Genomic DNA, 13,995 nt, shown 5'->3' on the forward strand with positions numbered 1-13,995 from the left:
AGGAAACGCGCATGACCAATCGCGTGACTGTCGGAAACCTGCGCGTGGCACAGGTGCTGCACGACTTCATCACCAACGAGGCACTGCCGGGCACCGGCGTCGACCCGGACAGCTTCTGGTCCGGTGTGGACAAGGTCGTCGCTGACCTCACCCCGAAGAATCAGGACCTGCTGGCCCGTCGCGACGATCTGCAGGCGCAGATCGACAAGTGGCACCGCGCTCATGTGCTCGAGCCGGTCGACCCCGAGGCCTACAAGCAGTTCCTCACCGATATCGGCTACCTGTTGCCGGAGCCCGCCGACTTCACCATCACCACCTCAGGTGTCGACGACGAGATCACCTCGACGGCCGGTCCGCAGCTCGTGGTGCCGATCCTCAACGCCCGCTTCGCGCTCAACGCCGCGAATGCCCGCTGGGGCTCGCTGTACGACGCGCTGTACGGCACTGACGTCATCAGTGAAGAGGACGGCGCCGAGAAGGGGTCGGGCTACAACAAGGTCCGTGGCGACAAGGTGATCGCCTACGCCCGCAACTTCCTGGACGAGGTCGTGCCGCTGGCCGCGGGAACCTGGGCCGAGGCCACCGGCCTGAAGATCGACGAAGGCCAGTTGCTGGTGGAGTACGGCGACGGCCTGTCCTCCGGCCTGGGCACCCCCGAGCAGTTCGTCGGCTACACCGGTGAGCTCGGGCAGCCGCAGTGGTCGGTGCTGCTGGCCAACCACGGCCTGCACATCGAGATCCTGGTCGACCCGGACTCCCCCATCGGCTCCACCGACGCCGCAGGCATCAAGGACGTCGTGCTGGAATCCGCGATCACCACGATCATGGACTTCGAGGACTCGGTGGCCGCCGTCGACGCCGACGACAAGGTGCTCGGCTACCGCAACTGGCTGGGCCTGAACCGGGGCGACCTGGCCGAAGAGGTCGCCAAGGGCGGCAAGACGTTCACCCGCGTGCTCAACCCGGACCGCACCTTCACCACGCCGGACGGCGAGGGTGAGCTCACCCTGCCCGGTCGCAGCCTGCTGTTCGTGCGCAACGTCGGGCACCTGATGACCAACGACGCGATCGTGGATGTTGATGGGAACGAGATCCCCGAGGGCATCCAGGACGCGCTGTTCACCGGCCTGATCGCCATGCACGGGCTCAAGGACGACGAGGCGAATGGCCCGCTGAAGAACAGCCGCACCGGCTCGGTCTACATCGTCAAGCCCAAGATGCACGGACCCGACGAGGTCGCCTTCACCTGTGAGCTGTTCGGTCGTGTCGAGGACGTGCTCGGCCTGCCCGGCGGCACCCTCAAGGTCGGCATCATGGACGAGGAACGCCGCACCACCGTCAACCTGAAGGCCAGCATCAAGGCCGCCGCCGATCGAGTGGTGTTCATCAACACCGGCTTCCTCGACCGCACCGGCGACGAGATCCACACCTCGATGGAGGCCGGCCCGATGATCCGCAAGGGCGCCATGAAGGCCCAGCCGTGGATCAAGGCGTACGAAGACAACAACGTCGACGTGGGCCTGGCCACCGGCCTGGCCGGCAAGGCCCAGATCGGCAAGGGCATGTGGGCCATGACCGATCTGATGGCCGACATGGTCGAGCAGAAGATCGGCCAGCCCAAGGCCGGTGCCACCACCGCATGGGTGCCCTCACCGACGGCGGCCACCCTGCACGCGATGCACTACCACCAGGTGGACGTCGAGGCCGTGCAGAAGGAACTGACCGGCAAGAAGCGCGCCACCATCGAAGAGCTGCTGACCATCCCGCTGGCGGACTCCTCACTGACCTGGTCGCCCGAGGAGATCCACGAAGAGGTCGACAACAACTGTCAGTCGATCCTGGGCTACGTGGTCCGCTGGATCGATGCCGGCGTCGGCTGCTCGAAGGTGCCCGACATCCACAACGTCGCGCTGATGGAAGACCGCGCGACCCTGCGGATCTCGAGCCAGCTGCTGGCCAACTGGCTGCGTCACGGCGTCATCACCGAAGAGGACGTCAAGGCCAGCCTGCGCCGGATGGCCGCAGTCGTCGACGAGCAGAACGCCGGTGATCCCGACTACCTGCCGATGGCGCCCAACCCGGATGCCAGCATCGCGTTCGGCGCGGCGCAGGAGCTGATCCTGTCCGGGGCAGCGCAGCCCAACGGCTACACCGAGCCGATCCTGCACCGGCGCCGCCGCGAGTTCAAAGCGAGCACCGCGGGGAAGTGATTAGACTTCGGCGGGTCCGGATGACTAGTCGGCGCGAGACGTACAGGGGTTAGGAATGGGCAGGCACAGCATTCCCGACCCTGAGGATGCACCCGACGAGCCCGATCACGGGCACGTCGGGGACTCCGATTACCGGGACGATTACGACCGTCCCCGCGGCGAGCAGTCCCGGTACGCCGAAGACGACTTCGACACGCCCGGGCGTCAGCCCGATCGCGGGTACCGGGACGAGCCGGGCTACCGGGACGACCGCGGCTACCGCGCCGAACCCGAACCCGCGTACCGCGCACCGCAGTACGCCGACGGGGACGACGACTACGAATCGGACTATCACGACTCGGAGTACGCCGATTACGACGAAGCCGAGTACGTAGAGGAAGACGGGTACGAGGACGAGTACGTCGACGGCTACCGCGACCAGTACGCCGCCGACGACTACGACGCGGAGTATGCCGACGATCAGCCGACCGCCCAGTTCGGTGCGGTCGGCGGTGTCGGTGATCCACCGCCGCCGACCGGTCCGACCAGCCGCCAGCGTGGCGAGTGGGACGGTGAGTGGACCGGCAGCCACCGCGCAGTCGAGTCCGGGCGCCGAGGTGTCAGCGTCGGTGTGATCGTCGCACTGGTCACCGTGGTGGCCGTGGTCGGCGCAATGATCCTGTGGAAGTTCTTCGGTGACATGCTCGCCGGCCGCAGCGACGCTGCAGCCGCGCGCTGTGTCGACGGCGAACTCGGGGTCGCCGTGATCGCCGACCCGACCATCTCCTCCCGCATCGAGGGACTGGCCAACACGTACAACGAGTCGGTCAGCCCGGTGGGTGACCGCTGCGTCAAGGTGCGCGTGCAGTCCGCCGATTCCGACCGCGTGGTCAGTGGCTTCGCCAACGCGTGGCCCAGCGAGCTCGGCGACCGTCCGGCACTGTGGATTCCGGCCAGCAGTATCGCCGAGGCACGGCTGGAGGCGACCGCGGGCGCCAAGACTGTCAGCGACAGCCGGTCCCTGGTCACCTCGCCGGTGCTACTTGCGGTCCGTCCGCAGCTCAAAGATGCCCTGGCACAACAGACCTGGGCTACCCTTCCCCAGCTGCAAAGCAGCCCGGCGGCGATGAACGCGCTCAAGCTGCCCGGTTGGGGCACGCTCAAACTTGCCCTGCCGACCCATAGCAATGGCGATGCCGCGTTGCTCGCTGCCGAGGCCGTCGCCGCGGCGACGGCTCCTTCGGGTGCGCCGGCCACGTCCGGTATGAGCGGCGTGAACAGCCTGTTCCACGGGCAGCCCAAACTCGACGACTCCGAGCTGGGCACCGCCTTCGACGCGTTGCTCAACGCCCCCGATGCGGCGACCGCGCCGGTGCACGCGGTGGCCACCACTGAGCAGCAACTGTTCCAGCGGGCCACCTCGGTCGACAACGTCAAGTCCTCGTTGGCCGGCTGGCTGCCGCCGGGTCCCACCGCCACCGCCGACTATCCGACGGTGCTGCTGTCCGGGGACTGGCTCGAGAAGGAACAGGTCACTGCGGCCAGCGAGTTCGCCCGCTACCTGCGCAAGCCTGAGCAGCTCGCCGAACTCGCCAAGGCCGGGTTCCGCGCCGAGGGCACGTCGCCGCCATCCAGCGATGTCACCAGTTTCAGCCAGCTCGCGGCACCGCTGTCGGTGGGCGACAACTCGATGCGGGTGACGCTGGCCAACGCCACTGCCACGCCGTCGGGGAACCCCGCGGTCACGATCATGCTCGACCAGTCGATGCCGACCGAAGAGGGTGGCAAGTCGCGCCTGGCCAACGTCGTGGCCGCGCTCGACGGCCGGCTCAAGGCACTGCCCGATACCGCCGCGGTCGGCCTCTGGACTTTTGACGGCACCGAGGGACGATCGGAGATTTCAACCGGCCCGCTGGCCGAGCCGGTCAACGGACAGCGGCGCTCCGATGCGCTGATCTCGACGCTCGACGAGCAGTCCGCCTCGGGCGGCGGCGCGGTGTCGTTCACCACGCTCCGCATGCTCTATACCGAAGCGCTGTCGAAATACCGTGAGGGCCAGAGCAACTCAATCCTGTTGATCACCACCGGACCACACACCGATCAGAGTCTGGATGGGCCCGGGCTGCAGGACTACATCCGCGGCGCATTCGACCCGGCCCGTCCGATCGCGGTCAACGTGATCGACTTCGGCACAGGCTCGGACCGGGCCACGTGGGAGGCCGTCGCGCAGGCCACCAGCGGCACCTACCAGCATCTGGCCAGCTCGACCTCACCCGAGCTGGCCAGCGCGGTCAACACCATGCTGGGTTGATCCGCAGTACCGCACCCGTGACGCCCCGTTTTCCACATCAGGGACGCGCGATTCTCTACATCAGGGTTGTGCGGAGCGACCGGGCACAACCCTGATGTAGAAACCGACGTGTCAGGCGAACGCCTCGACCGGCGGGCAGGAGCACACCAGGTTCCGGTCGCCGTAGGCACCGTCGATCCGACGCACCGGCGGCCAGACCTTGGGGCGGAATCCCTTGCCCAACGGGTAGGCGGCCTGCTCGCGGGTGTACGGGTGATCCCAGTCCGTCACCAGCAGGCACTCGGCGGTGTGCGGGGCGCCGCGCAACGGGTTGTCCTCGGCTGACCACTCCCCCGAGCCGACCCGGTCGATCTCGGCGCGGATGGCGATCATCGCGTCGCAGAACGCGTCGACCTCGGTCAGGCTCTCGCTCTCGGTCGGCTCGACCATCAACGTGCCTGCCACCGGGAAGCTCATGGTGGGTGCGTGGAAACCGTAGTCCGCCAGGCGCTTTGCCACGTCATCGACGGTCACGCCGGTGTCCTTGGTGATCCCGCGCAGGTCCAGGATGCACTCGTGGGCGACCATCCCGTTCTCCCCGGTGTAGAGCACCGGGTAGTACTCGTCGAGGCGACGGGCCACGTAGTTGGCTGACGCGATCGCGGTCAGCGTTGCTGCGCGCAGACCCGTGGCCCCCATCATCCGGATGTAGGCCCAGGTGATCGGCAGGATCGAGGCCGACCCGTAGGGCGCTGCGGAGACGGTGTGCTCATCGGGCAGCTCGTCGGCCAGCGGATGGCCCGGCAGGAACGGCGCCAGATGTGAGCGCACCGCGACCGGCCCGACACCGGGGCCGCCACCACCGTGCGGGATGCAGAAGGTCTTGTGCAGATTCAGATGACTGACGTCGCCACCGAAGCGGCCCGGCCGGGCCAACCCGACGAGCGCGTTGAGGTTTGCGCCGTCCACGTAGACCTGGCCGCCCACGTCGTGCACCGCCGCGCAGATGTCGGCGACGTCGTGCTCGTACACCCCGTGCGTCGACGGATAGGTGATCATCAGCGCCGCAACACGATCCGCATGTTCGGCGATCTTCGCCCGGAGGTCGTCGAGGTCGACGTCACCGTTCTCACGGCAGGCCACCACCACGACGCGCATGCCGGCCAGCGCAGCCGAGGCGGCGTTGGTGCCGTGCGCGCTCGACGGGATCAGGCAGAGGTCGCGCTCGGTATCGCCGCGCGAGTCGTGGTACGCCTTGATCGCCAGCAAACCGGCGTACTCCCCCTGGGAACCGGCGTTGGGCTGCAACGAAATCTGGTCGTAGCCGGTGATCCCGGTGAGCCAGTCCTGCAGATCGGCAATCACCTTGCGCAGGCCCGGGTTGTCCGATGCCGGCGCGAACGGGTGCTGACGGCCGAACTCGGGCCAGGTGATCGGCTCCATCTCGGCCGCCGCGTTGAGTTTCATCGTGCAGGAACCCAACGGAATCATGCTGCGGTCCAAGGCAATATCCTTGTCCGCCAGCATCCGCAGGTACCGCATCATCTCGGTCTCGGTGCGGTAGGAGTTGAACGCCGGATGCGTGAGGAACTCCGAGGTCCGCGTCGCCACAGCCCCACTTGCGTTGGCAGCGGCATCGGCGGGTGCCACCTCGAAAGCCTCCAGGACCGCGGCCACATGCTCGTCGGTCGTCGCCTCGTCGCACGACACCGACACGTGGTCGGCGTCGACGCGCCACAGGTTGATGCCCTTGGCCTTGGCCGCCGCGACCACCGCGTCAGCGCGTCCGGGAACCCGGGCCAGCACGGTGTCGAAGTACTTGTCGTGCACCAGCGCATCGCCGAGTGCGGCCGCGATCGCGGCGGCATGGCCCTGCACGCGGCGGGCGATCGCCGTCAACCCTTCGGCACCGTGGTAGCTGGCGTACATCGCGGCCATCACGGCCAACAGCACCTGCGCGGTGCAGATGTTGCTGGTGGCCTTGTCCCGGCGGATGTGCTGCTCACGGGTCTGCAGCGCCAGTCGGTAGGCCGGCGACCCATCCGCGTCGACGGAGACACCGACCAAACGGCCCGGGAGCTGCCGGGCATGCTTGGCGTGCACCGCCAGATAGCCGGCGTGCGGGCCGCCGAATCCCATTGGCACACCGAACCGTTGGCTGGTCCCGAAGGCGACGTCGGCCCCGATCTCGCCCGGCGGGGTGATCACCGTCATCGCGAGCAGGTCCGCGCCAACCGCCACCAGTGCGCCACGCTCATGCGCCTCGCCGATCAGCCCCGTCCAGTCGTCCACCCGGCCACTCGCTCCCGGCAGCTGCACGACGACGCCGAAGAACTCACCCTCGGGCAATCCCTGGCGCAGGTCCGTGGTGACGATCTCGATGCCGAGCGGCTGCGCGCGCGTGGCCAGCACCGCCGCGGTCTGCGCGTACACATCGGTGTCGACCAGCAGTCGGTTCGTCTTGGATTTGGTCGCGCGGTGCATGAGGGTCATGGCTTCGGCCGCGGCGGTGCCTTCGTCGAGCATCGAGGCGTTGGCCACCTCGAGTCCGGTCAGGTCGCTCACCATGGTCTGGAAGTTCAGCAGCACCTCGAGCCGGCCCTGGCTGATCTCGGGCTGATACGGGGTGTAGGCGGTGTACCACGCCGGGTTCTCAAGAATGTTGCGCCGCAGCACGGCGGGCGTGAACGTGTCGAAGTAGCCCTGACCGATCATCGACACCGCGGTCGTGTTGGAGTCGGCCAACGCCCGGAGCTCGGCCAGGGACTGCTCCTCGGTGGCCGGCGCGGGCAGAGCTTCGAGGCCCGGGGCGACCCCGTCGGACGCCAGCGCGTCGAGAATGCCTGCGGGCAGCGCCTTGGCGGCGAGCTCGTCGAGCGATGCCACGCCGATCACGTCGAGCATGGTGGCAACGGCAGTGGCGTCCGGGCCGATGTGACGATCGGCGAAACGCGATTGAAGCTGGTCGGACACGACACTCTCCTGAGGCGCAGACGTGATGAAACGTCGTAGGCGTCCCTCTCCCTCTGTCGTCGACCCGGTCCGGGCGCCTGAGAGATTCAGCCCCGGCTACAGGACCTTTCCCCATGGGCGGGTGCCCATGGGCACCACTTTCCAGAGGCATCGGGGCCTGACGCGGTCCTGGGGGCCTGAGAGGTTGACGGAGAGGTATTGCTCCTTCGGCGTCCGTGGCTGGCTGTCACGAAACTCTCCCGCGCGAGGGCGATGCGTCGGCAATTCTACCGGCAGCGCACCGGTGCTCGCGAACAGTTCCCCCGCAAGCGGGACGGCTCCCAGCAAAAGTTCCCCTCAACGACGGTCGAGGGGAACCTAGGTGTCTGTACGCGGCGGAGGATCAGCCGATCTTGCGGTCGCGGCTTTTTCGCCGCGACGCCAGCTCGTCCTCGGGCGATGCGATGGATTCGCCGCCGTCGGCACGTTCGCCCGGGAAGTCTGCGATGGTGCCGGTCAGCTCGCGCATGGCGCCGGATACCGCGATGCCGAACACGCCCTGGCCGCCCTGCAGCAGATCCACGACCTCTTCGGCCGAGGTGCATTCGTAGACCGTGGTGCCATCGGAGAACAGGGTGATGTTGGCCAGATCCTGGACGCCACGCTGGCGCAGGTGATCGACCGCAACCCGGATGTTGTGCAGCGAGATGCCGGTGTCCAGCAACCGCTTGACGATCTTGAGGACCAGGACGTCCTTGAACGAGTACAGACGCTGGCTGCCTGAGCCGGCGGCGCCCCGGATGGACGGGACCACCAGGGAGGTACGCGCCCAGTAATCCAACTGCCGATAGGTGATACCGGCGATCTGGCAGGCGCTGGGACCGCGGTAGCCCACCAGCTCGTCCGGCACCGAGTCATCGGGGAACAGCCCACCCTGCACGGGTTCGCCAGCTGGCCTGACAGGCGGCTCCGCGCCGCTCCCGGTGGTCAGATCCAGCTCTTCCTGCCGTGGCGTGTCACCCACTGTGAATCCTCTCGCCGATCGAACTCGCCCGCACCGTAGTGCCATGTCCTGCAGCGCAGCCATCTCTTCCGCGACGGTTTGCTGCGAGCTCGAATGTGTCGAGCATACGCTTCCCGCCGAGCCGTGATTGCCCGCTGCGATGAAAGTATGGCGCCCGAATTCCCGCCCGATTGTCTCCCGCGCCGCGTGTCGACACCGGTATACCCACTTGAGATGTACCCGTGACCTGCAAGGCGCGGGCGACAGTCATGTCGCCTTGAAGTCGTCCGGCGAAACGCTGTCGAGGAACTCCTTGAACTTTTCGACCTCGTCCTCACGGACGGTGCCCGTAGCCTCTTCGTCGTTCTCGTCGGGAATCAGCAGGCCGGCCTCGGCCAGCACCGCCTCCTCCACGTAGATCGGCACGCCGACGCGCAGAGCGATCGCCACCGAGTCCGAAGGCCGGGCCGACACCGTGATGTCGCGGTCGAAGATCAGGTCGGCGTAGAACGTGCCTTCCTGCAGGTCGACGATCCGCACCTCTTTGAGTGAATGTCCAAGGGCGGCAATGACATCTCGGATCAGGTCGTGAGTGAGCGGCCGGGCGGGCTCGACGCCCTGCTGTTCCAGCGCGATCGCGGCGGCCTCCGACTGCCCGATCCAGATCGGGAGATAGCGGTCACCGTTGGATTCCCGCAACAGCAACACGGGCTGGTTCTGCGGCTGTTCCACTCGAATGCCGACCACGCGAACCTCAGCCATCTGTGCCTGCCCTCCGCACCGCCGTGCCGTTTCGTCGAATCTTTCGTCCTTCGCCAGTTCGCCTCAGGGGTCCCGACTTAGACGAACTGGCCGTCGAAACGAGTCTAGTCCTCAGCGATCCAGAACGTCGCGTACGGCGGACTTGATCAGCGACGTGTGCAGAGTGATCGCTAGGGCGGCCACCTCACGGGCCAGGTCATCGGCCCGGTCCCGCGCGCCGGCCTTGCCCGCCTTGCCCACCGGGCCGGCGATCTGGGCGATCAGGTCGGATTGCCGGTCTGCCGCGGAGCGAAATGCCCGCAGGTGCCTGGGCTCGACGCCGTAGTCGCCCAGGGCACGTGCGCACTGTGCGATCACCACGGAATGCTCGTCGAAGAACCCGGCGGGCCCGGCGGTGATGATGCCGTTGCGAACCAACGCCCCCAGCATCTCCTCGTCGATGCCCGACCGGGTCAACAGGTCTTCACGGGAGAGCCGGACCTGTGTCGGCGCCACCGCCGACAAGCCGGCGGCGCCGTCCACTCCCTCGCCCCCACTCTCGGACACCCCGACCAGTCGGGGCACCGCGTAGGCCGATCCGGCCTCCGGCAATTCACCGTCGGGCTGGGCGTCCAACTGCGCCTTGATCACCTTCAACGGCAGATACTGGTCACGCTGAGCAGTCAGGATGAACCGCAACCGCGCACAGTCGTATGCAGTGAACCGCCGGTACCCCGACGCGGTGCGCTGCGGCGTGATCAGTCCCTCGGCCTCGAGGAACCTGATCTTGGAGATGCTGACGTCCGGAAAGTCGCCCCGCAGCAGGTCCAGCACTGCGCCGATCGACATCCCGGCCAGCGCAGGTCTGTCGGGGGCAGTCATCGGCTAGCTGGTCGGGCCGCTGTCGTCGTCAGACCGGGGACCGGTGAGGAACACCAGGCGGAACTTCCCGATCTGCACTTCGTCGCCGTTGGCGAGTACGGCCGAATCAACCGGCTCGCGGTTGACGTACGTGCCGTTGAGGCTGCCGACATCGACGACCTGGAACTCACCGCTCTCCAACCGGAACTCGGCGTGTCGACGACTCACCGTGACGTCATCGAGAAAAATGTCGCTGTCCGGGTGCCGCCCGGCCGACGTGGTCGGCTGATCGAGCAGGAAACGCGATCCGGCGTTCGGTCCACGCTTGACGACCAGCAATGCCGAACCCGCGGGCAGGCCCTCGACGCCGGAGACGGCGCCTTCGGTACCTGCCGTTGCGGGCGCATCCAGTTCGTTCAAAAAGTCCGCGCGGAAAACCGATGTGGTTTCCACCGTCACGTCTTCCGACTGGTCGGCCCCCAAATTGCTGTCCTTGTCCGTCACCCGCTGCTCCTCACTGGCTGCTGTGGCGTTGGCCGGCGCGGCCCCAGCCCATCGTCGGTCTCACGTCGACCGTACCGCGCATCAGGCATCGTTGTGTCCACCACCGCCGGATCCGATGGGGAAGATATCTGCGCGCCGGGTACGGCCGAACCGGTCTCGGCGACCGGCCTTCGAAACCCTAACAATTACTCACTCGGTCACGGCGGCGCGGTAGCCGTCCGCGTCGAGCAAACCGGCCAGGGCGTCCTCGAGCGTGCCCTCCTCGAGCCGCAGATCGACCAGCCAGCCTTCGCCGTAGGGGTCGGAGTTCACGAGCTGAGGACTGCCGTCCAGATCACCGTTGACCGCAACGACTTTCGCCGCGACCGGAGCGTAGAGATCCGACACGGACTTCGTGGATTCGACCTCGCCGAACGCATCGCCGGCGGCCAGCTGGGCGCCGACGTCGGGCAGCTGGACGAACACCACATCGCCGAGGGCGGACTGTGCGTAGTCGGTGATGCCGACGCGCACCGTGTCGTCACCGGTGCGCTGTACCCACTCGTGCTCCGAGGTGTAGTAGAGGTCGGCTGGGATGTCGCTCACGGCGCTCCTTATTGTCGGGCGGTTGGTGTTGCTGTGCTCACTTGACGGGCTGAGCGTATTGGCGTGGTTTCGGTTGCCGCAAGGCGGTGACGTCGACACGCTCGGCTTGTTGTATCACCATCGTGCCGCCGACACGCTTGACGCTGTCCATTGCCCCGCCGGGAATGTTCATCGCGGCGGCCAGGGTCGGCGGGTCCCCAATGGCCAGAACCGAATACGGCGGCCGCAGGGTCACCTCGTCGACGGTGAGCGCCCCGGGGGTGCCGACGATCCAGGTGTCGATGCCGACCCGTACGGCGGCCTGCTGATCGCCGCCGCGGATCTCAAGGGCCTCGGCGCCCGCGGCGCGCAACTCGTTGATCACATCGAGCATGGTCTCGGCGGGAACACCGGGCGCGTTGTCTTCTATGGTGAGCGTCACGCCGGGGCCGGTCGCGGCCACCGTGCCGATCTGGATGGCCAGGGCCTCCAGCCGGGACTGGGCATTCTCGATCGCGGCCTGGTCGCTGCTGCCCGAGGCCTGCAGCTGCTGCAGCGTCCGCTGCAGGTCGGCCACCTCGGTGTTGAGCGACCCCTCACGTTGCTGCAGGGAGTCGAGCAGCACCAGCAGATCCGCCGGGCGCGCGGTCTCCAGCGAATCTCCTGACTCGTTCTGGCGGACCTGGGTGACGATCGCCATGCCCAGCAGGATGCACAACAACACCCCGAGCGCGCCGAACACCAGCTGCGAACGGCTGCGGCGCACGATCCGCAGATTCCGGAACCGGCGTGGCGAGACGTCGGCGGGCATCTCGTGGCGGCCGTGGTGTTCGGCAGCGTGCTCTGCGTGATGGTTCGGCTCTGGCTCTGGCTCGGACTCCGTTTCGGGCCCGTCCGGCTCTGTCGGCTCCGTTGGCTTGGTCGGCTCGGCTGGCCCTGTCGGCTCGGCCGGATGGTCCGGCTGGTCCTTGGGTGGGGGCTCGGCGTCGCTCATGTCAGGCGCCGAACAACCTGCGCCGCAGTGCGGCGGCGTTGCCGAAGATCCGGATGCCGAGGACCACGATGATGGCCGTCGACAGCTGGGTGCCGACGCCGAGCTGATCACCGACGTACACGATCAACGCGGCCACCAACACGTTGAACACGAACGAGACCACGAACACCTTGGCGTCGAATATGCGCTCCAGGTAGGCGCGCAACCCACCGAACACCGCATCCAACGCCGCCACGACGGCGATGGGCAGGTATGGCTCGACGAAGTCGGGAACGCTGGGGTGGAACACCAACCCGAGCACGATCCCGACGACCAGTGCGACGATCCCGATCATCTAACGGTCCATCCTGTGCACCTCAGGCCTATCCAATCTGTTTGGCGAAGTTGACATCTCGCACCGACACCGCGGGCACGGTCAGGCCGTCACCCGCACTCACGTTCACCCCTACCCCGTAGGAAGTCTCCAACAACCGGAGCCGCTGCAGGCCCGGGGTCCGGTCGAAAGCGTCGGCCATCCCCTTCGGCGGTCCGATGGCCACAATGGCATACGGACTGGTGATCGGCTGGTTGTCGACCAGAATCCCGCCTCCCGCCTGACGGATCGTCACCCCGGCACCGACCCGCACACCGCCTACCGAAACCGCCTCTGCGCCACTGGCCCACAGCGAATTCACCACCAGCTGCAGGTCCCGGTCCAGGATGATCTGCTGTCCACCGGCAACCCGCTGTTTCGACACGTCGCTGAGGTCCTTGGACAGACCGGGATCGGTGACCGTGACGGTCAGCCCGGGACCGATCATCGGGATGGCGGCCGCTTCGATGTTGGCGGTGTCCAGACTGCCGAGCAGATGCTGGCCGTTCTCGTCCATGCCGAGTCTGCTGCGTCGCTCGGCGTCCACCTGATCGACGAGTGCATCGCGTTCGGAGCTGGCCTCGTCGGCACCGATCTGCGCCGCCCGCACCCGCCCGGCCAGGGTGTGCTGGGCTTCGCGGGCCGCGGGCGCCGCGGTCTGGGCCTGGCCGGCGGCCACCGCGAACACTGTCGCGATCGCCCCCGCACCCACCACCAACCACGCGAAATCCCGGATGCGCCGATGCGGTCGATCACCGGTCTCACGGGCCGCCGCGGCCGCGGCGTAACCCGGGTCGAGGTGCTCCGAGAGCAACGACCGAAGCAGCGAGGGCAGTGGGATCCGCTTGGGCGCGTGGGCCTCATGGTCGTTGAGTCCTGCCCCCGACTCGTAGCCGCCCAGCGTGCTCATGATCTGACGGGAAGTTGTCGCATCACCATGCCCACCTGCACCAGGTACAGCACGGCCGACCACAGGTACAGCGCCACGCCCCACAGCAGGAAGGCCCATCCGCAGGCCAGCGCCACCCGGCTCCACGTCGCGTCCCACTGCCCGAGCAGGATCCACGGGAACCCGGACATCAGCGCGAAGGTGGCGGCCTTGCCCAGATACGTCACCGGCAGTGCGGTCAGTCCGCGTCGACGCAGAAGCGGCAGCGTGGCGGCGAGTACTATGTCGCGCCCGAGCAGGGTCAGCACCACCCACCACGGCACCACGCCGTACAGCGCGAGGGCGACCGGCACGGTGACCATGTAGATCCGGTCGACGAGGGGGTCGAGCAGTTCACCGAGCCGCGACGACTGATTGTCGACGAGGCGCGCGATCTTGCCGTCGGCCCAGTCGGAGAAGCCGCTGAACATCAGGATCGCCACGGCCCAGCCGTTGGCGTGTGCGCCGAACAGCAGCCACAGGAATACCGGCACCAATACGAGGCGCAGCGCACTGAGCGCGTTGGGCACCGTCAGCACCCGATCCGACCCCGGTGGTGCGGCCCGACTCGTTGCGCTCCTGCCCTCAGGAGCAGGTGCGTGATCCATGTCTAAAAA

At 67.4% G+C, this 13,995-nt stretch carries 12 protein-coding genes and 1 riboswitch; of the genes, 2 read left to right on the top strand and 10 right to left on the bottom strand.

All coding sequences use genetic code 11. The annotated features are described in order from the left end of the window. Nucleotides 1–11: 11 nt before the first annotated feature. Both AC4ELS_RS31020 and AC4ELS_RS31025 read left to right on the top strand, forming a co-directional pair. Nucleotides 12–2,210 carry a malate synthase G gene (locus AC4ELS_RS31020; RefSeq protein ID WP_064885645.1) on the top strand — a complete coding sequence of 733 codons (2,199 nt, stop codon included), beginning with the start codon at nt 12–14 and terminating at the stop codon, nt 2,208–2,210. Between the two features lie 55 nt (nt 2,211–2,265). Further along, nucleotides 2,266–4,500 (top strand): substrate-binding domain-containing protein, encoded by a 2,235-nt coding sequence (locus tag AC4ELS_RS31025; protein ID WP_448447100.1) that lies wholly within the window; start codon nt 2,266–2,268, stop codon nt 4,498–4,500. Nucleotides 4,501–4,611: 111 nt separating this feature from the next. On the opposite strand, the gene gcvP is transcribed toward AC4ELS_RS31025, so the two are convergent. The 10 genes from gcvP to AC4ELS_RS31075 form a co-directional block, all read right to left on the bottom strand. Next, nucleotides 4,612–7,452, bottom strand: a complete 2,841-nt coding sequence (gene gcvP / locus AC4ELS_RS31030; RefSeq protein WP_448447098.1) for an aminomethyl-transferring glycine dehydrogenase — start codon at nt 7,450–7,452, stop codon at nt 4,612–4,614. Between the two features lie 153 nt (nt 7,453–7,605). Next, a riboswitch (glycine riboswitch) is annotated at nt 7,606–7,704 on the bottom strand. A gap of 130 nt (nt 7,705–7,834) precedes the next feature. After that, on the bottom strand, nt 7,835–8,455 hold the full coding sequence (locus tag AC4ELS_RS31035; protein ID WP_036387126.1) for a MerR family transcriptional regulator: 621 nt from the start codon (nt 8,453–8,455) through the stop codon (nt 7,835–7,837). Nucleotides 8,456–8,701: 246 nt separating this feature from the next. Then, a complete protein-coding gene (locus AC4ELS_RS31040; RefSeq protein ID WP_064885652.1) occupies nt 8,702–9,196 on the bottom strand; it encodes a bifunctional nuclease family protein in 495 nt (164 codons plus the stop codon). Nucleotides 9,197–9,307: 111 nt separating this feature from the next. Next, on the bottom strand, nt 9,308–10,057 hold the full coding sequence (gene ftsR, locus AC4ELS_RS31045) for a transcriptional regulator FtsR (protein WP_064885654.1): 750 nt from the start codon (nt 10,055–10,057) through the stop codon (nt 9,308–9,310). A gap of 3 nt (nt 10,058–10,060) precedes the next feature. Then, nucleotides 10,061–10,540, bottom strand: coding sequence for a glycogen accumulation regulator GarA (garA, locus tag AC4ELS_RS31050; protein WP_055114548.1), 480 nt, complete (start codon nt 10,538–10,540; stop codon nt 10,061–10,063). 189 nt (nt 10,541–10,729) lie between these two features. Beyond that, nucleotides 10,730–11,125, bottom strand: coding sequence for a glycine cleavage system protein GcvH (gene gcvH / locus AC4ELS_RS31055; protein ID WP_055114551.1), 396 nt, complete (start codon nt 11,123–11,125; stop codon nt 10,730–10,732). A gap of 37 nt (nt 11,126–11,162) precedes the next feature. Continuing rightward, nucleotides 11,163–11,915, bottom strand: coding sequence for a DUF881 domain-containing protein (locus AC4ELS_RS31060; RefSeq protein ID WP_064957236.1), 753 nt, complete (start codon nt 11,913–11,915; stop codon nt 11,163–11,165). 184 nt (nt 11,916–12,099) lie between these two features. After that, nucleotides 12,100–12,432 (bottom strand): small basic family protein, encoded by a 333-nt coding sequence (locus AC4ELS_RS31065; protein ID WP_036449743.1) that lies wholly within the window; start codon nt 12,430–12,432, stop codon nt 12,100–12,102. A gap of 28 nt (nt 12,433–12,460) precedes the next feature. Beyond that, the gene (locus AC4ELS_RS31070; protein ID WP_064887613.1) at nt 12,461–13,360 is read right to left on the bottom strand and encodes a DUF881 domain-containing protein; all 900 of its coding nucleotides are present in this window, start codon (nt 13,358–13,360) and stop codon (nt 12,461–12,463) included. Then, nucleotides 13,357–13,986 (bottom strand): CDP-alcohol phosphatidyltransferase family protein, encoded by a 630-nt coding sequence (locus tag AC4ELS_RS31075; RefSeq protein ID WP_236734935.1) that lies wholly within the window; start codon nt 13,984–13,986, stop codon nt 13,357–13,359. The genes AC4ELS_RS31070 and AC4ELS_RS31075 overlap by 4 nt, the downstream gene beginning before the upstream one ends. Nucleotides 13,987–13,995: the final 9 nt, after the last annotated feature.

The organism is Mycobacterium shunyiense (assembly GCF_058270035.1).

Coding starts and splice junctions, on each gene's coding strand:
- AC4ELS_RS31040 (WP_064885652.1), bottom strand. CDS start 9,196: ATGGCTGAGGTTCGCGTGGTCGGCATTCGAGTGGAACAGCCGCAGAAC.
- AC4ELS_RS31025 (WP_448447100.1), top strand. CDS start 2,266: ATGGGCAGGCACAGCATTCCCGACCCTGAGGATGCACCCGACGAGCCC.
- AC4ELS_RS31065 (WP_036449743.1), bottom strand. CDS start 12,432: ATGATCGGGATCGTCGCACTGGTCGTCGGGATCGTGCTCGGGTTGGTG.
- AC4ELS_RS31020 (WP_064885645.1), top strand. CDS start 12: ATGACCAATCGCGTGACTGTCGGAAACCTGCGCGTGGCACAGGTGCTG.
- ftsR (WP_064885654.1), bottom strand. CDS start 10,057: ATGACTGCCCCCGACAGACCTGCGCTGGCCGGGATGTCGATCGGCGCA.
- AC4ELS_RS31070 (WP_064887613.1), bottom strand. CDS start 13,360: ATGAGCACGCTGGGCGGCTACGAGTCGGGGGCAGGACTCAACGACCAT.
- AC4ELS_RS31075 (WP_236734935.1), bottom strand. CDS start 13,986: ATGGATCACGCACCTGCTCCTGAGGGCAGGAGCGCAACGAGTCGGGCC.
- AC4ELS_RS31060 (WP_064957236.1), bottom strand. CDS start 11,915: ATGCCCGCCGACGTCTCGCCACGCCGGTTCCGGAATCTGCGGATCGTG.